Source organism: Psychrilyobacter piezotolerans, assembly GCF_003391055.1.
Classification (GTDB): domain Bacteria; phylum Fusobacteriota; class Fusobacteriia; order Fusobacteriales; family Fusobacteriaceae; genus Psychrilyobacter; species Psychrilyobacter piezotolerans.
Genome location: NZ_QUAJ01000019.1, coordinates 33877 through 52316, shown reverse-complemented (window position 1 = coordinate 52316; position 18440 = coordinate 33877). Strand labels below are relative to the sequence as shown.

At 34.8% G+C, this 18440-nt stretch carries 17 protein-coding genes and 1 riboswitch; of the genes, 14 read left to right on the top strand and 3 right to left on the bottom strand.

Features of this window, described 5'->3' with window-relative positions:
• Positions 1 to 466 precede the first annotated feature (466 nt).
• Genes DYH56_RS10830 through DYH56_RS10815 form a run of 4 tightly spaced genes read left to right on the top strand, consistent with a single transcriptional unit; the run spans position 467 to position 3648 of the window.
• On the top strand, positions 467 to 1570 hold the full coding sequence (locus DYH56_RS10830) for a hypothetical protein (RefSeq protein ID WP_114642889.1): 1104 nt from the start codon (positions 467 to 469) through the stop codon (positions 1568 to 1570).
• A gap of 19 nt (positions 1571 to 1589) precedes the next feature.
• Complete coding sequence (locus DYH56_RS10825) at positions 1590 to 1904, top strand: PEGA domain-containing protein (RefSeq protein ID WP_114642888.1); 315 nt, start codon at positions 1590 to 1592, stop codon at positions 1902 to 1904.
• Positions 1905 to 1917: 13 nt separating this feature from the next.
• A complete protein-coding gene (locus DYH56_RS10820; protein WP_114642887.1) occupies positions 1918 to 3285 on the top strand; it encodes an RHS repeat domain-containing protein in 1368 nt (455 codons plus the stop codon).
• A gap of 57 nt (positions 3286 to 3342) precedes the next feature.
• A complete protein-coding gene (locus tag DYH56_RS10815; RefSeq protein WP_233500030.1) occupies positions 3343 to 3648 on the top strand; it encodes a hypothetical protein in 306 nt (101 codons plus the stop codon).
• A gap of 66 nt (positions 3649 to 3714) precedes the next feature.
• Here DYH56_RS10815 and DYH56_RS10810 read toward each other — a convergent pair whose 3' ends face one another.
• Both DYH56_RS10810 and DYH56_RS10805 read right to left on the bottom strand, forming a co-directional pair.
• Positions 3715 to 5082 carry an MATE family efflux transporter gene (locus DYH56_RS10810; RefSeq protein WP_114642886.1) on the bottom strand — a complete coding sequence of 456 codons (1368 nt, stop codon included), beginning with the start codon at positions 5080 to 5082 and terminating at the stop codon, positions 3715 to 3717.
• A 670-nt stretch (positions 5083 to 5752) separates the two neighbouring features.
• Positions 5753 to 6166, bottom strand: a complete 414-nt coding sequence (locus DYH56_RS10805; RefSeq protein ID WP_114642885.1) for a MarR family winged helix-turn-helix transcriptional regulator — start codon at positions 6164 to 6166, stop codon at positions 5753 to 5755.
• 508 nt (positions 6167 to 6674) lie between these two features.
• Between DYH56_RS10805 and DYH56_RS10800 the strand changes: the two genes are divergently transcribed.
• The 4 genes from DYH56_RS10800 to mnmA all read left to right on the top strand — a co-directional run bounded on the left by DYH56_RS10800 (position 6675) and on the right by mnmA (position 10183).
• Entirely contained in the window at positions 6675 to 8063 is a 1389-nt protein-coding gene (locus DYH56_RS10800) for an amidohydrolase (RefSeq protein WP_114642884.1), read from the top strand.
• A 56-nt stretch (positions 8064 to 8119) separates the two neighbouring features.
• Complete coding sequence (locus tag DYH56_RS10795) at positions 8120 to 8359, top strand: hypothetical protein (RefSeq protein ID WP_114642883.1); 240 nt, start codon at positions 8120 to 8122, stop codon at positions 8357 to 8359.
• Between the two features lie 73 nt (positions 8360 to 8432).
• Positions 8433 to 9044, top strand: a complete 612-nt coding sequence (locus DYH56_RS10790) for a LysE family translocator (protein ID WP_114642882.1) — start codon at positions 8433 to 8435, stop codon at positions 9042 to 9044.
• 41 nt (positions 9045 to 9085) lie between these two features.
• A complete protein-coding gene (gene mnmA, locus DYH56_RS10785; protein ID WP_114642881.1) occupies positions 9086 to 10183 on the top strand; it encodes a tRNA 2-thiouridine(34) synthase MnmA in 1098 nt (365 codons plus the stop codon).
• 77 nt (positions 10184 to 10260) lie between these two features.
• Here the strand turns inward: mnmA and DYH56_RS15995 are convergent, their stop codons facing one another.
• Positions 10261 to 10431, bottom strand: coding sequence for a hypothetical protein (locus tag DYH56_RS15995; protein WP_158539127.1), 171 nt, complete (start codon positions 10429 to 10431; stop codon positions 10261 to 10263).
• A 541-nt stretch (positions 10432 to 10972) separates the two neighbouring features.
• Here DYH56_RS15995 and DYH56_RS10780 point away from each other — a divergent pair.
• The 6 genes from DYH56_RS10780 to DYH56_RS10755 all read left to right on the top strand — a co-directional run bounded on the left by DYH56_RS10780 (position 10973) and on the right by DYH56_RS10755 (position 18233).
• Positions 10973 to 12199: a hypothetical protein gene (locus DYH56_RS10780; protein WP_114642880.1), complete on the top strand. Its 1227-nt coding sequence runs from the start codon at positions 10973 to 10975 to the stop codon at positions 12197 to 12199.
• Between the two features lie 59 nt (positions 12200 to 12258).
• Positions 12259 to 14466, top strand: a complete 2208-nt coding sequence (locus tag DYH56_RS10775; RefSeq protein WP_158539126.1) for an efflux RND transporter permease subunit — start codon at positions 12259 to 12261, stop codon at positions 14464 to 14466.
• 11 nt (positions 14467 to 14477) lie between these two features.
• Positions 14478 to 15263, top strand: coding sequence for an outer membrane lipoprotein-sorting protein (locus DYH56_RS10770; RefSeq protein WP_114642878.1), 786 nt, complete (start codon positions 14478 to 14480; stop codon positions 15261 to 15263).
• Between the two features lie 157 nt (positions 15264 to 15420).
• A riboswitch (FMN riboswitch) is annotated at positions 15421 to 15534 on the top strand.
• Between the two features lie 184 nt (positions 15535 to 15718).
• Positions 15719 to 16183: a 6,7-dimethyl-8-ribityllumazine synthase gene (gene ribH, locus DYH56_RS10765; protein ID WP_114642877.1), complete on the top strand. Its 465-nt coding sequence runs from the start codon at positions 15719 to 15721 to the stop codon at positions 16181 to 16183.
• 290 nt (positions 16184 to 16473) lie between these two features.
• A complete protein-coding gene (ribD, locus tag DYH56_RS10760; protein ID WP_255414706.1) occupies positions 16474 to 17565 on the top strand; it encodes a bifunctional diaminohydroxyphosphoribosylaminopyrimidine deaminase/5-amino-6-(5-phosphoribosylamino)uracil reductase RibD in 1092 nt (363 codons plus the stop codon).
• 11 nt (positions 17566 to 17576) lie between these two features.
• The gene (locus tag DYH56_RS10755; RefSeq protein ID WP_114642876.1) at positions 17577 to 18233 is read left to right on the top strand and encodes a riboflavin synthase; all 657 of its coding nucleotides are present in this window, start codon (positions 17577 to 17579) and stop codon (positions 18231 to 18233) included.
• Positions 18234 to 18440: the final 207 nt, after the last annotated feature.

Below are 18440 nucleotides of genomic sequence, written 5' to 3'. Positions count from 1 at the left end.
GGAAATTATATAGTAATCTCCTACACTTGTCAATCAAAAGTTTTTTTAAAATAATATAAGTGAAATCAGCTGTCTGATAGATCGTCTAAATTTTAACCCAGATATCCTAAAATAATAAATATTATAGAACTTATCCCTGCATTTAGGAGGGCATAGGGGATCGGAGTCCTAACATGATGTCTGTTGCCATAGATGACATGATGGTAGTATATGAGATAGGAGAGCAGTGATCTCCTATGATATCTCCAGATATAGTATCTCCTACAGCCAGGTAGATATTCCCATCCAGATGAATACGAGGAGATATTTCTAAATAGTATAGAAGCAGGTTTTATTTCAGAGATAGAAAAAAATCAAAAAGTGTCGCGGCGACACTTTTTTTTGAATAATTATTGGACATATATCATTATATGATAGTAAAATAATTAGTTAGTTTAAGGGGAAATATAAAATTAGGGGTGGGAAGATGTATAAAAAATTAATACTTCTCATAATGATTCTCGGTTGCGGGTTATTATATGGTCAGGAGTATAAGGGGCACGATACCATAAAAAGTATTGTGATAGAGGATGGGGATACCAAAGTGCACGAGACAGCTTCTTTATATATAGAGTGGAGTGCCAGTACCTTGATGGGAGAACCTGTTTTAAATGCCAGAGGGATAGTTGGGATCACCTTTAATTCTCCAGGGACAACATCTTCTGTGGTCTATAAGGAAAAACTGTACAAGGTTCCCAAGGAGATAATAAAAAAAATATTGGTTGTATCTGCTAGTGCCGCTGCAATTTTGGATTATGAACGCTATATGTATTTTGATTTAGGTTCCATGGGGGATATCTATTGGGGGCACTTATTTAATCTATCCAAAGAACAAAGAGGGAAATATTTTAGTTTTAATGTACCGGGTTCCCCCCAATGGGATAAGACTGTCTATAAAACTTCTCCATATGGGGGTATTAAAAAACACTACTACCTTTCTGAGAGTGATGCAAAACAGATCTTTATAGCTGGACTAAATGAGGATTCTTCTTGTATTGGAAGGATTGAATTTAATTTGAATCCTATAAAAAGCTGGATACAGAATAAAGACAAAAAAAAGAGTCTATTTACCAAGGAAGACCCCTTCAAAAAATTTGATAAGATGAATTCTGAAGATCCCAAGGAAGATTTAAAGAAAATAGATGGGGAGATAATAAAGTTTATCTCGGATAGATGTGGGGATTATTATACAATGGTAGAGGTAAAAGGAAGAGGACTTACTCTTACAGCAGAATATATTGGCGAAACAGGTGCCCAAAGAAAAAAACGGGAACAAAGATCGAAAGAATACGAGAGAAAAAGGGAGGAAAGAGTCAGGAGAGTGAAGAAGGCTGCTATAAATGATCTGCCCAGACTGCAGAGCAGATGGGAAGAAAAAAGAAAAAATATTAAAGGAGAGTGCACAAACTATATAATTAAAAAATATGGTTTAGAAATCTCTGTGGAAAAATTACAGGAATTATTGGAGAAGAATTTTACAGATTTAGGAAGATTTGAAGCAATCTATTATATATCGTATGACGGTTATTAAAATTAATTAAGGAGAAAAGATGAAAAAAATATTATGGATTATGATCCTGGGAATCTTTTATGGACAACTGTCATTTTCAGATGCCTATATAAAGTTGATGAGTGACCAGAGTGGAAGTGATATATATGTCGATGGCGAAATAGCGGGGACCTATGACGAACTTCCCCTTGAGTTTATACTCCCTGCTGGAAAATATCTGCTAGAAGTAAAAAATGAGAATGGAGATGGAAGTTATGGTTATTATTCCAAAACTTTAAAAGTGGGTAAAATAGATATAAAGGTCCCGATAAATGCCATTTTAGAAAAAAAAGTATCCCGAGGAATATTATCTTAGAAAAGCAACTACAGTGGAGGAGGCTGAAAAATATCTGAGGTACTACCCTGACAGTAAGCATAGTGAGAGGATAAAAAACTTTATTGAGGTGGAGTATGTAAGAGATGCCACTACCATAGATAAGGCTAGAGTGTATCTGCAAAAATATCCTGAAAGTAGATATAGTGGGAAGATGAGAGATTTTATAGAAGATGAATACTTTAAAGAAGCGGTTGATATAGAGAGTGCAGAAAAATATCTGAAATTTTATCCCCATGGAAAATATAGTTTAAAGATTAAAGAAGTTATAGAGGATGAATATTTTAAACAAACTATGACTTTGGAAGGTGCAGAATGGTTTTTAAAGAGATATCCTAATAGTGAATATGCTAAAGAGAAGAAAGGTTTTATTGAATTACAATATTCTAAAAGAGCTACCACTATAAGTAAGGCAGAGGATTATCTAAAAAGATATCCAAAGGGAAGGTATAGTGAAGAACTCAAAAAATTTATAGAGGAGGAAGTCTATAAAAAAACATCTACTCTAAAGGGGACACAAAATTATTTAGAAAAATATCCCCATGGAAAATATAGTGAAAAACTTCTAGATAAAAAGTTTCATCTAATCGTTTCAAAAAAAATAACCGGTATATCTATAGATGTAGACGAAACTGTCTATAGATACGACGGGAGAGGTAACCTTATAGAAAAAAGTTTAGAACGGGAAGGGTTACATGCTCGTGATGCTAAAGATAAGATTACATATACATATGATGAAAATAATAAATTGATTACAGAAGAAAGAAGAGAACAATATGGCAGAAAAAAAACTATCTACAAATATGATATCCATAATAATCTTATTGAAAAATACATGGATGATAGTTATGATAGGTGGGAAAAGACTACTTATAAATACAACAGGGAAAATAATATGATAGAGAAATCTGAAAAACGTTCAAATGGGGAATGGAGAAAGGATAAATATGAATATAACTATAAGAATCAAATTATAAAGGAAACTTCTATAATTGGTGATCCAGGTAATAAGTTTATAACGGTATATGTATATAATAATAATGGCCGGTTAAAAGAAGAAAGAAAGGTTCGTTTCTCAGATAATATGATTTATACATATGATAATAATGGAAATTTAATTAAAAAATATAGGGATGATTTTAACTGGGAAAAATACACATATGGATACAACAGTGATAATCAGATGGTTGAATCTTCCAAAGAGTTCAGGGGTGGGTTTTACTCCAAATCCGCATATAAATATGATTCTTATGGAAATATGATTGAAGAATACGAAAAAGGGAAAAGTGGATATAAAAGAAAAGAAATTCATGAATATAAAACTATAACATTGAGGGATGGATATAGAAAGAAAGAATTATAAGTTTGTTTTATTTTTTATGGTATAATAAGAAATAAAAAATTAAAGGAAGTGATTATATTGAGTATTATATTAGATCAAGAGATGAGAGAAAAATTAGATAGAAGAGTTGTGGCAATGAGTGAGAAGATAAGTGAATTAGGTTTTGACTTAGAGGAAGATATGAAAGAATTAGTGGAGATGAGAGAAGATATCGCCGAACTAATCTTAACAACAAAATTAAAGAAAATAGAATACTTTGTTGAAAAAGAAGGAAATGGAGTAGGGTTCTACCTGGGAGATTTACAAGTAACTTTTTTTGTAGAATATGGAGAAGATGAAGAGGGACCTTATTATGAAGCTACAGCAGAGATTTTAGAGGGATAAAATTTAAACACATAAAAAAAGCAAAAAGTGTCGCCGCGACACTTTTTGCTTTTTTTTGCAATATATTTAGATCTCAACAATTTCTCTTTTCAAATTTGACTTCCTTTTAAGAGTTTTAAACTCCCTGACAACAAAATATGATGTTATTACAGCCAGGGTGAAATCTGTAATGGGAGCAGCTAACCAAACCCCCTTTACACCATAGTATTTAGGTAAAAAATATAGGAGGGGCAGCATAAGGATAAACTGACGGATAATATTTATAGCTGTGGTTATTTTGGCCTTTCCAACTGTCTGGAAATAACTGCTGCCAATCATATGAAATCCCATAAAAAGGGTCATACTGAAAAATATTTTAGTTGCATTTACTGTCAGATCCAATAATGTTTTATCATTGTTGATAAATGGTGAAATTAATATATGGGGCATAAAGATAGCCAGAATAAATCCTATGGCTGAAATACTGATGGCCACTAAAAGAGATAGTTTATATGTCTCCCTTACCCTTCTATAATTTTTAGCACCGTAATTGTATCCTAATATAGGCTGACTTCCCTGATATATTCCCACAATGGGCATATACATAAGGACGCTTATACTGTTGATTATTCCATAAGCGGCAATTGCAATATCGCCTCCATAGATATTTAAATTTTTGTTGATAAAAATAACCACAATGGAATTGGACATCTGCATGATAAATGGTGCTATCCCTATGCCGGCCATCCCCAGAAGGATCTCTTTTTTTAATTTCAAATTTATTAATTTTAATTTTATATTGCTGTCGCCATTTAAAAAATGCCTGATTTGAAGTGATGCTACAAGTATATTTGAGATAACCGTGGCCATGGCTGCCCCTTTTATCCCCATATCCAGTGTGAATATAAAAAGGGGATCAAGCAGGATATTCAACCCGCAGCCTATGATGCTCATTTTCATGGCAGCTTTTGGGTTGCCCTCTCCCCTCATAATATTATTCATTCCTATAAACAGCAGTTGAAAGGTAGTGGCAAAAAAGATTATAGACATATAATCTTTGGCATAATCGATGTTGTTTGCTGTAGCACCAAACAATAAAAGGATATCATCCAGGAACAGGGTACCTAAAATTGAAAATAAAATCCCTGTTAGAATAAATAAAGTCAGTGCATTTCCCAAGATCTGTTCTGCTTTTTCCCTGTCTTTTTTTCCTAAATTTATAGATATAAGAGCTCCTCCTCCTACACCTATAAATAACCCTGTTGCCAGTATAAAGGTGAAAAGCGGCAGGGCTATACTTATTCCGGCAATAGCTAATCGTCCAACGCCAAAACTTATAAATATTCTGTCTACGATATTATATAGGATGTAGACCAATGTTCCTGTGATGGCAGGTATGGAATATTCCCATAAAAGTTTGGATATTTTTTCTGATTCTAATCTTATGTTTTTCATATACACTCCTAAAAAAAATGCTGATAAAATTATTAAATAAAAAGTGTCGCCGCGACACTTTTTGTTTTTTTGTCATAGTACTAATTAAATAGTTCATCGAAGTTGCTAGTTGTAAAAAATACCTAAGGATCTCATCTTCAACTGGGTTTATTTCTTTTAGTGAGTCATATTTAAATTTTTTTATTTATGTAAATAAATTTAATAATCATGAATCGGAACAAACCAAAGAGGATCAAAATAAGTTCCAAGGGTTCCGTCCTTGATACGGGTTGCTTTTTCTCTGTAGCAAGAAAAAGTAACCAAAAAGTGCCAGGAGTTTATAATTGTCTTAGTGAGTAAGTCACGATCGTTATTGCAGAAACAGTACAGCTGAAGTGTAACGACTATAAACTTCGAAATTAAAAACAAAAAACTAAGTAAATCTGAAAAAGCTAGGGAACATCTAGAAAAAGAAATTAAGTTCAAAAGAGAAAGTCAGCTTTTAGTCTGCGTCAAAAGAAAGTTTAGATTTTCTTTGCAAAACTCTTTATCTTATTTTCAGTTCTATGTTTATGAAATAAACTAATATCGCAAAATTCTTAACTTACTTGATAAGTTCTAGTTATTTTGGTGATGCCCTTTACGAGTAGTTCTATGACCCTTACTTTGTAGTGAAGAATCAAATATTTTTTTATTTTATAGCCATTGAATTCTGATCCACGGTTTTCATGACCTTGTATAGGATCTCGATCTCTGGCTCTGTGAGATCTTTAAAGACGATTTTTTTCCAACGGGTGATAATATCTTTTAGATCAGGGATTATCTTTTTTCCATTTTTTGTCAAAAACAGTTTTTGTTTTTGTTTGTGGTGGGTATCCTCCTCCTGGTATAGATATTCGTATTGGATTAATTTTTTTACCCCTTTCGATATTAAACTTTTATTTAATTTGGTTAATCTGGAAACCTCATTCTGGCAGATCCCCGGATTATTGATCAGACAGAGTAAGATGGGGTAATCGCTGTTGCCTATCTTATATTTTTTCAGTTCCTCCCTCATATAATGTTGGTATTGTCTGTAGGTTATACTGATATATTTTGAAAACATAAACTTACCTCCTATACTGTTTATATGTAAACAGTATAAGGTGGAATGTTAAAATTGTCAATAACAATAAGGAATATAAAGTAACAATAAACTTATAAAACATAAAAAATCAAAAAGTGTCGCGGCGACACTTTTTGATTTTAAAAATTATGTGTCATTTCTTAGTGGAACTCTTTATATCGTTTCTGTGGTGAGAAATGTGAAGAAGTCACAATCGTTGTTGTAGAAACAGTACTGCTGAAGCTCAACGACTATAAACTTTAAGATGAAACTCAAAATTGAGCTTTGTCCGCCAGAGACACGAGTATCTAAATTACTTTTATTTTAAATAAAATAATTTAGAATGTGCTAGAGGCGGAAACAGGTGGAGTATGAATGAGAGGATAAAAAAATAAAGAAAAATCAAAAAGTGTCGCGGCGACACTTTTTAAAATAGATGGAAAAATAAATATCCATATAAACATTGGAATGATATAATGAAATAATTTAAATAATTAAGGGGGAAAAAATGAAAAAAATATTGTTATTGGGATCGATTGTTTCATTGTTTGCATTTAATAATGCAGAGGTAAAAGCAGCAAAAAAAGTAGATTTAATAGTGAAAAATGGAATAGTTTTGACTATGAATGGGGAAAAGGAAATATTAGATGATGGTGTAGTCATTGTTAAAGGAAATAAGATAGTAGAAGTAGGGGATAAAAAGATATTAAAAAAATATTCTTCTAAAAAAACAATAGATGCAGATGGGGGAATCATCATGCCGGGGATGATAAATACTCATACCCACGTTTCTATGAGTGTATTCAGAAGTTTAGCAGATGATGTTCCAGATAGATTAAACAGATATATATTCCCCCTGGAAAACAAAATGGTATCTCAAGAGATGGTTTATACCGGTGCTGTTCATGGGTCCATAGAGATGGCTAAGGGCGGAGTTACAACTATGGTAGATATGTACCTCTTTGAAGAAAGTGCGGCACAGGCTGTAAAAGAGATTGGGCTGAGAGGGATAATGACACAAAACATCATAAAATATCCTACAGCAGATGGAAAAGATGGAGATGCCAAGGTAGAGATGGCAATAGCATTTGTAGAAAAATATAAAAATGACCAATTGATCACTCCTGGGTTTGGACCTCATGCACCTCATACAGTTAAGGAGGAAGATTTGGAGAGAATAAGAGATCTGTCTAAAAAATATGATGTTCCGGTTTCTATGCATGTGGCAGAAACTCAAAAAGAATTTGATAAATTTAAAACCAAATATAATATGACCCCTGTTGAATATTTAGACTCTATAGGCTTATTAAATGAAAGGTTTATATCAGCTCATTCTATCTTTGTAACAGACACCGATATTGAACTTATGAAAAAAAGAGATGTAGGAGTAGCTCATAATATGGTAGCCAATATTAAATCGGCAAAAGGTGTATCTCCGGCATTGAAGATGTTTGATGACGGAGTTAGAATCGGCCTTGGAACAGACGGACCTATGAGCGGGAATACCCTGGATATTATCGGTCAAATGGGATATGTGGCAAAATTGCATAAATTAGCAAATAAAGACAGGTCGGCAATGCCGCCGTATAAAGTGGTGGAGATGGCTACAATGGGAGGAGCCAGAGCTATCCACAGGGAAGATGAATTAGGTTCTTTAGAAAATGGGAAGTTGGCGGATATAGTAGTTTTAGAGACGAGATCTGTAAATATGCACCCTATATTTGATCCGTATTCAGTATTGGTATACTCAGCCAATGCTTCCAATGTAGATACGGTAATTGTAAATGGAAAGTTGATTGTAGAGGATAAAAAATTATTGACCTATGATGAGGAAAAGAATAGAAAGGCTGTTCAGGAATTTTCTAAAAAAGTTAAAAAGATAGCAGAAACTTTATAGATGAAAAGTAAATCTACTCCTTTTGGGGGTGGATTTAAATTTAGAGGAGGATTAAGGTGGAAAAAAATCCAAAGAAAATAGTTATTAAAGATAAAGATCAAAATATAAAAAGTATCCAGGAGTATAAATATAATGAATATGGAGATCCAATTTTGTTTAAAAAAATAGACGGTATGGGGGAAACCTTAGTTCACTGGATATATGAATACAGATATGACAATTCCAAAAGGAAGACAATGATGAAAATATCCGATATGGGAGCGGATAAAGAAACAATAATGGAGTATGAATATTAGAGGGAAAAAATAGATGAAATATGATATAATGTAGATAAATTGTTCATATAAAGTAGCAGAAGAGGAGATTTATGTGTATTTATTAGATGGAATTATATGTGGGATGGTACTTTCATTGCCTTTTGGTCCGCTGGCTATATACTGCATGGAAAAAACACTATCTGAAGGAAGGAATAGGGGATTTATGTCCTCTTTGGGAATGATAACAGTGGATGTTTTTTACGGGCTTATTGCATTATTTGGATTTAGATATGTGGAAGAATTATTGCAGGACTATCAAGTGGAGATCAAAATAGTATCCGGGATATTGATATTAGGATTGGGATATAAAATTTTTAGAAGTCGAAAAGAGATAACAAATATTGTGGAAGAAGATCACTTTGGATGTATGAGATCTTATGCAACGACTATTTTAGTGGCACTTGCTAATCCCCTTTCTATCTTGACTTTTATAGGTCTTTTTGCGATCTTGGGTGTATCTACAAATGTAGAAAGTATTAGTTTAAAAATTGCTTTGGGAATAATAATTGGCGGAGGAGTCCAGTGGTTTGTAATAACTGGGGCCTTATCTCATTATAGAAAAAAAATAACATTAAAAACTTTAGAAACATTGAGGCATTATGCCAGTGTAATAATTATGTTAGGCGGAGTGGCAATCACTCTGTCATCATTTATAAAAAACTAAGATATAGCTTTTTCCTATAATCTTAAAAAAGGAGTAGTGAAATGGTAAAAAAATTAGACTCATACTTAAAGTATGATCCGAAGAATGAAAATGTAACAGTAGCAGTGGCAATGAGTGGAGGAGTAGATTCTTCAACAGTAGCGTATCTGTTAAAAAAACAGGGATACAAAGTTTTTGGAATCACAATGGAAGTATGGACCAGCGGGTCAGCATGCAGTACAAGTATAGACTTAAGTGATGCAAAAAAAGTATGTGATGATCTGGGGATAGAACATCATATGATTCGTTTAGGAGATGAATTCAAAGACATAGTAGTAGACAGCTTTGTAAATGACTATATGGAAGGAAGAACTCCTAATCCATGCATGGTGTGTAATAGATACATCAAGTTTGGAAGGCTGGTAGAATTAGGATTATCCCACGGAGCAGATTTTATAGCTACCGGGCATTATGCCAAGATAGAAAATGGGCTGTTAAAAATAGGTGACGATCCAAATAAAGATCAGGTATATTTCCTGTCTCAAATGAGAAAAGAAAATATAAAAAAATTAATGTTTCCAATAGGAGATCTTGAAAAGCCCCAGGTAAGAGAATTAGCTGAGCTATTAAATATCAGAGTATATGCTAAAAAAGACAGTCAGGAGATCTGTTTTGTAGAAGATGGTAAATTAGGAGAGTTCTTAAATGAGCTGACAGATGGTAAAGCCACATGTGAAGGTGAGATTGTTACAACAGACGGAAAGGTAATAGGTAAGCATAGAGGAGTTAGTTTTTATACTATTGGGCAGAGAAAAGGCCTGGGAATCAGTTACCCTACACCGCTTTATGTTGTTCAGATAGATGGGAAAAAAAATCGTTTGATAGTTGGAAATAATGAAGAATTATTCAGTTCATATTTGATAGCCGATAAGATAAATCTTTTGGGCTGCGAAATGATAGAAGATTTAAAAAATATGAAATTGAGAGCAAAGACTAGATCTCGGGATAAATTTCATCCTTGTACTGTAAAGGTTTTAGAAAATGATAAGATAAAGATAGATTTTACGCAAGAGAAGGTTAGAGCTATAACTCCGGGGCAAGGTGTGGTACTTTATAATTATGATGGTGAAGTCATGGCCAGTGGATTTATAGTTAAATAATAAGATTTAAAAAATTAAAATTATTTCCAATAATAAAGCCCAAGTCTAAAGACTTGGGCTTTTAAAATTATAAAAAATTAAGAACTAAAAATTATCTGTCCGCTGCCGTCTAGAGCCATGATTATTTTCATAGGATCATAGTCTCCAAAACTTCTATTCCAAGATATGATAGAAGCTAGAAGTAATGTTTTGTTGTTAAAGTTTTGTATTATTTTTTCACCTTTTTTCAATATAAGAAACGCTTTCACCTTATAGACACCTCCTGAAAGTAATTAAGGTAATATCTCCTCAATACGAGTATACCACCTATAATAGATAGAATAAAATTAAAACTCCATTAAAAATTTTATAAATTTACACTCCATAAAATTAATTTTTTTTAATATTTAATGATTGTTTAACCTGATTGTTATTTGTAAAAAAGACCTAAGGTATCACCAACAGCTCCGCCAATAGGGTATCCTCTAAAATACTCATTGCTTCTCGTCGTGAATAGCTCACTTTTTTTTAAGATTAATTTTTGATATATTACTATTTATTCGATAAGATAAGATTTTCCTTTATTTCAAATTAACTATTTCGTTTTTAACCTAACTTCAAAGTGTGCCGAAAGTCATCGAAATAATGCATGAGATGACAAAATATTACTAACTATTTACAAATAAAAAAAATAAACTAAATTTATTGAAAACTATAAAAAAGATTATATACTTAAATTAGGTATATAAAACTAACGTTTAAAAACAAAATTTAGATATTCTTTTATTTTTTATTTGGGAGGTGGATAGTTTGAAAAATATATTTCTGCTTTTTATCACGCTAAGCACTTCTCTTCTAGGGGAAAATGGGCTTTTTGAGTCTGCAATCTCTGAAGAAACAGGGAATTTTGAAAGTTCGATTTTAAAAGGTGATGAGGGAAGACCAAAATATGATTTGGGAGGATATGTCCGGGGAGATATCTTCCTGGAGAAGGATGGTGAGGTAGCTGATCAATATTTTGAAACCTCACTGCAGCTTAAGATCCCCAGAGAGCAAATCGGAATGGCATATGTGGACCTGAGGATAAAGTCGGAGGAGGACATGGTGTCTATAAGGGAAGGGTATCTGGACATCTATCTGGATAAATTTGACTTTAGAGTGGGGGAACAGGTGATTGTATGGGGTAGAGGTGATGGGGTAAACCCAACTGATAACCTAAATCCTAAAGACCTGGGTCTCTTTTCTCCCCAGGAGGATGACAGGAGACTGGCAAACTTCATGGCAAAAACCGACTATAATTTCTACCCATTCACCCTGCAGGGCGTTCTCATACCCAGATATAAGTTTTCAGAAATACCCATAGAACTGCCAGAGGGTGAATATGAGGAAAAATTTTCCGAAGCCTTAAAGCTTACATTTGAGGATCCTGCATTTGACGGATCGATCTCCTATTTTCATGGCTATTCCCCGGAATTTGGGGTTGCTGTGATAGATGGGGAAAGGGTAAAAAAGCCCTACAGGTATGATGTGCTGGGGGCTGATTTTGCAACAACATTAGGGGACTATGGATTCAGGGGTGAATTTGCTTACAAACATACAAAAAATTATAGGAAGAAGGATTATGTCCCAAATCCTGAAATAGAATATATAATGGGTATTGACAGGGAGATCGCAAAGGATCTTAATCTGATTTTACAGTATATGGGAACCTATGTAGTTGATTTTCGTGGGGAATACTCCAGTGAAATAGAGAGGTTTAACTCTGTCCTTGCCGGGCAGACCCAAAAACTGCAAAACTCTCTTGTCTACAGACTCTCCTGGGATCTCTTCTATGAAACTCTTAAATTGGAGAACCTGACAAACTACAACATAGACACAAAAGAGCTTTTTACCAGGATAAAAGCTGAATATAATATCACAGATGACCTCGTACTCACAGTGGGGGCAGATCTATTTTTAGGGGATAGTGGTACCCTTTTCGACCTAATCGGGGATAGGAAGACAAGCTGTTATGCAGAGATAAAATTAAATTTCTAGGGGTGAAAGCTATGTGGGGAAAAATTTCTAAGTTTTATATAAAGTACAGGTGGTTTCTTGTGGCCTTTTTTATAGTTATCGGACTTGTATTTGCCAGAAACATCCCCAGGACCCAGTTCGATGCCGATATAAAAAGCCAGCTCCCGGATGATATGCCATCCAGACTGAGGCTGGACAGGATAGAGGAGATTTTTGGCGGGACAGAGATAATAATGATAGGCCTGGAAACAGACAACATATTAAATGGGGACACATTAAAAAGGGTAAAGGATCTTTCAAAAGAGCTGGGTAAGATCCATGGTGTTGACAGAATAATGAGCCTTTCTGAAACAAATGACATAAGGTCTGTAAAGGGGGCGCTGCTGATCAGCCCCTTCTTAAAAAGAATACCAAGAAAAAAATCCGATTTTGAAGAGCTGAAAAAACATATAGTTGAAAATGATATGGTTTACGGGTCATTGGTATCCAAGAATTTCGATGCAGCCTCCATAGTGGTTTTTGTGGAGAAAAATATAAATGATGAGTATATAGTAGGGGAGATAAAAAAGACAATTGAAAAATACCCAGGAAAGGAAAAGGTAGAGATCGCTGGCTTGCCATATATCAGGTCTCTTGTCTCTCAATACATGAGAAAAGACATAAAAACCTTTATGCCTGTGGGGATACTCATCATGCTGATTTTTCTATATGTCTGCTTTAGGGAGTTAAAGGGGGTACTACTTCCCTTTGTAGTTGTAATACTTTCAATCTCAATTGCCATGGGTTCAATACGTCTATTTGGCTGGAAGATACAGTTTATTACCATTATATTACCGGTTATACTGATTGCAATTGCAAATGATTACGGCATCCATCTTATTGCAGAATACCAGTTTGAACTGAGAGAAAACCCGGATATGGATAAAGAAAAGTTAATCAAAAAAATTCTTAAATCACTTGGGGGTCCTGTTATTGCAGCTGGTCTCACTACAATTGCCGGACTGCTTTGTCTGGCAACCCATATAATAGTCCCTGCAAAACAGTTGGGGATACTTGCTTCTATAGGTATTGCATTTGCTCTGTTTTCAAGTCTGGTATTCATACCTGCATTCCTTGCCATACTGCCAAAATCAAAACCTAAGAGTAAAAAAACAGGAAGGGGGTCCCCCCTTGAAAAAATCCTGAAAATCCTGGCAGATACAGTGGCTGAAAAACCCAAAAAAGTTATTTTCGCCAGCACAGTCTTTGTAGTGCTGGCTTCCCTGGGAATATTCAAGATTGTTGTGGACACAAATCCGGTAAACTATTTTCCAAAACACTCCCCCATTGTCAGAGCGGACAACTTTATAAATGAAAAATTTGGCGGTTCCACCACAATATCCGTACTTGCAAGTGGAGATCTAAAAGATCCAAAGATAATGAAAGATTTGGATACATTGGGCAAAAAAATGGAGAGCAGGGAGATAGTGGGGAGTGTTAGTTCTATTTCCGATGTAATGAGAAAGATGAACAAGGTCCTAAATAACGACGACCCGGAATTTGACCGGGTGCCTGAAAACACAAGAACAATCTCAGAGTACTATCTGCTCTATTCCATGAGTGGAGACCCTGAGGATCTTGAAAAGTTGATTGACTTTAACTATGAAAATGCCCTTATTACAGAGAGGGTAGCCAGTAAAAGTGTCAAGGCGATACAGGATGAATTAAGGGTCATAAAGAATGATATCGAGTTTGAAAATTCACCCTTTAAACTGATCGGCGGCTTCGGCGATATACTTGCAGAGCTTGTGACAGCCGTTGTAAGGGGGCAGCTGCTGAGCCTTGCACTGTCTATGACGGTAGTTGCTGTTATAGTAGGATTTCTATTCCGGTCTATGTGGGCAGGACTATTCTCAACAATCCCCATATGCTCTGCCATCCTGGTACTTTTCGGTCTCATGGGATATTTTGGAATAGAGTTAAACATAGTCACCGTAATGCTAACCTCGATAATGATAGGGGTGGGGGTGGACTATACAATCCATTTTTTATGGAGGTACAGGGTGTATAAAAGAATGGGGGAAACAAGTGGGGAGGCTGCTAAAAAGACCCTTACCACAGTGGGCAGGGGAATTGTATTCAATGCCCTCTCCGTTATAGTAGGTTTTTTGGCCCTGCTGCTTTCAAACTTTCTCCCTGTACAGTTCTTCGGGTTCCTTGTGGTGGTGTCTATCACAACCTGTCTTATAGCTGCTATTGTAACTCTTCCTGCCATGTGTATTGTGTTCGATCCAAAATTTTTAAGATAGGGGGAAATGCCATGAAGAAACTTTTATTTTTATTCTTTTTAATTTTCAACATGAGTTTTGGTCAAAATTATACAGCTGATGAAATAGTGGATACTTATAAAGAAAAACTTAAATTGGATGGTTCAGAAGCCGTCATGAGGCTTGTGATCTACGACAACAGGGGAAACATGAGGGTCAGAAAAATTGCAGCAGTCACCAAACTCTATGACAAGGGGGAAACAAATAAGATACTCATGAGGTTTTTGGAACCAAGGGAGATAAAGGGAACAAGTTTTTTGACATACAACTATGACAGTTCAAAGGACAATGACCAGTGGCTGTATCTCCCGTCACTTAGGAAGATAAGGAGGATTGTTTCATCTGAAAAAGGGAACAGCTTCATGGGGTCGGAGTTTACCTATGCAGACATAGGTGGGATTAAAATCACCGACTTCAATTTCAAGCTGTCGGGGGAAAAAATGGTCAACAGGGAAGCCTGCTGGGAGATAGAACAGGTGCCCATAAATGAGGAGAAAGAGGAAGAGTACGATTTTTTAAAAAAGATTATCTACATATCTAAAAAAGATTTTATCATAAGAAGGGCCCTGTATTACAACTTTGACGGTGAGCCCAGAAAAGAGTTTAGCGTCCTTTCCATAAAAGAGGTGGACCTGGAAAAAAAAAGGTACAGATTGACACATATGGTCATGAAAAACCTGGAAAATGAAAGAGTTTCGGAGATGATAACGGACCAAATAGTCTTGAACAGAGATGTAAAGGATGAGTACTTTTCCTTCAGGTACCTGAAAAGGGAGTGAGAAAAAAAAACTTCGGCTAATGCTGAAGATTTTTTTTCAGTAAAAATTTGTACAAGTCGGATAGATTAAGTTATTTATTTGTTTGTCTTAAATTATTAATAAAAAAAATGTTTGACAAGGAAAAGAAATTAAGGATATAATCAATTATAAAATTGAATATGAACTTCGGGGCAGGGTGTGATTCCCTACCGGCGGTAATAGTCCGCGAGCGTAAGCTGAACTAGTGAAATTCTGGTACCGACAGTGATAGTCTGGATGAAAGAAGTTTTTTAATAAAATTTTAATTTATAAAGTTTAAAAGCATTTTTTCTTTTTGCTGCATTCTTAATAAGCTCAGAGAAAAATGTTGTTAACAAAATTATGAATTAATGAAAATTATTAAAAGTCCAAAGCCTCAAGTAAAAAACTTGAGGCTTTTTTTATAAAAAAAAATAAAATATACGGGGGAAAAAATTATGAGAACATTTGAAGGAAATTTTAACGGAGAAAACATCAGAGTAGGAATAGTATGCGGAAGATTTAATGAATTTATCACTTCTAAATTATTAGGAGGAGCTAAGGATGCTCTGGTTAGACATGGTGTAAATGATGAAAATATAGATATGGCATGGGTTCCGGGAGTATTTGAAATGCCGCTGATAGCTAAAAAAATGGTAGAAACTAAAAAATATGATGCTGTAATAGCTTTAGGAGCAGTAATAAAGGGATCAACACCTCATTTTGACTATGTATGTGCAGAAGTATCTAAAGGAATAGCAACTGTATCTATGGATGCTGGAATTCCTGTGATTTTCGGAGTTTTAACAACTAACACAATAGAGCAGGCTATAGAAAGAGCAGGAACTAAAGCAGGGAATAAAGGGTTTGATGCAGGAGTATCAGCTATAGAGATGGTAAATCTGATCAACACAATAGGATAAGGAAGAGGAAAATTGAAAATGGATAATGAAAAATTGAAAATTTAAGTAACAGAGTTATATAGAAGGAAAAAGAGGTATCAGGAGATAAAGTGAATAATTACTAATAAAAAAGCTCTGTGAAACTCTAAGTGAAAACTCAGTGAATCTCTGTGTTGAAAGATTTTAATTGGTGACAAAGAAAAAAAAGAATTTTTAGTCGCAGATTACGCAGACTAACACAGATTAAAAGATTGGAGAAAATTAGTGTAGATTGGTGGTAAAAATAGGATAAAAAATGGGGAGGGTTAACTGTGGTGAATTTAGACGAAAAATATATGGAATTAGCCCTGGAGCTGGCTGCCCTAGGTGAGGGAAATGTAAATCCTAATCCCATGGTAGGATCGGTAGTTGTAAAAGCTGGTAAAATAATTGGAAGGGGTTACCATAAAAAATATGGCGGACCCCATGCAGAAGTTTTTGCATTGGATGAGGCCGGGGTAGAAGCTTCTGGAGCTACTATCTATGTGACTTTGGAACCGTGTTCCCACCATGGGAAAACTCCTCCCTGTGCTGAAAAAATAATTAAGATGGGAATTAAACGATGTGTGATCGCTGCTCTGGATCCCAATCCCCTGGTAGCAGGGAAAGGTGTTAAACTTTTAGAAGATGCAGGGATAGAAGTAAAAATTAATGTTTTAAAAGATGCAGCCTTAAAACAAAATATTGTATTTTTTAAATATATAGAGGAAAAGATTCCCTATTTATTTTTAAAGTGTGCCATCACCCTGGATGGAAAGATAGCCACTAAAAGCGGGGATTCCAAATGGATCTCCAATGAAAAATCAAGGGCCAGGGTACAGGAACTTCGGCATAAATATATGGGAATAATGGTAGGGATAAACACCCTTTTAGGAGATAACCCCAGACTGAATGCAAGGATAGAGGGAGGAAATAACCCCCATAGAATAGTTGTGGATCCGGGCTTAAAAACACCGGAGGATTATAATTTTATCCAGAATAACAGTGACAATAAATCTATAATAATCACTTCCAAAGGGAATATCCACAGTGAAAAACATGTGAAATTCGAAAAAAATTATAAGGTGAAGTTTATATTTTTAGATGGAAATCGATTTTTAATGGAAGATATATTAAAAGAGATCGGTAAATCAGGAATAGATTCCATCCTGTTGGAAGGCGGAAATTCCATGATATCCATGGCTTTTAAAGAAAAGGCCTTGGATGGAGGAGAGATATTCATTGCTCCAAAAATAACAGGAGATAATGGTGCCATACCATTTATAAGCGGTTTTAATATAGGAACCATGAAAGAGAGTATAGAGTTAAAAGATGTGAAGTTTAAAGTCTATGGAGATAATGTAGCAGTAGAATTTAATTTATAAGGAGAAAAATTATGTTTACAGGATTAGTAGAGGAGATGGGGGAAGTAATCGGTCTGGAAACAGGAGATCTTTCACTTAAAATAACACTGAGGTGTGAAAAAGTAATCGAAGGAGCTAAATTAGGAGACAGTATTGCGACCAATGGAACCTGTCTGACTGCTACTAAGATAGGCGGAGATTATTTCCAAGCCGACATAATGCATGAAAGTGTAAAAAGAACCAACCTTAAAAGATTAAAGGTTGGAGATCGTGTAAATTTAGAAAAATCTATAACTTTGGCAACTCCCCTGGGAGGGCATCTGGTAACGGGAGATGTAGATGGTGAAGGAATGATATCTAATATTTATTCCGATGGAATAGCAAAAATCTATGTGGTAAAGATAGAGCCGCGACTTATGAAATATGTTGTGGAAAAGGGCAGAATTACCCTGGATGGAGCCAGTCTGACTGTAGTAGATTTTGGAGATGATTTCTTGAGTGTATCCCTGATTCCTCATACCCAGGAGATGATAACTTTGGGGAGCAAAAGTGTAGGAGATTATCTCAATGTAGAGACCGATCTCATCGGGAAATATGTGGAGAGGATGATGAACTTTAAGGAGAGTCCTGTCACTGAGAAAAAAAGTAAGATCACAGAAGGTTTTTTAGCTGAAAATGGATTTTATTAGACCCAGGTAAGAAGTAAAAACTAAAAAAGATTAATCACAAAGAAAAGAGGACACTAAGGCATACGGAGAAAAAATAAAATATACAATTGATAACCCAAAAAACTTAGCCACTAATAAACACCAATTATCACTAATAAAATTGAATACATTTAAATTATTTTATTAAGTTTTAGGTACACTTAATTTTAATACTCGTATATCGATTAG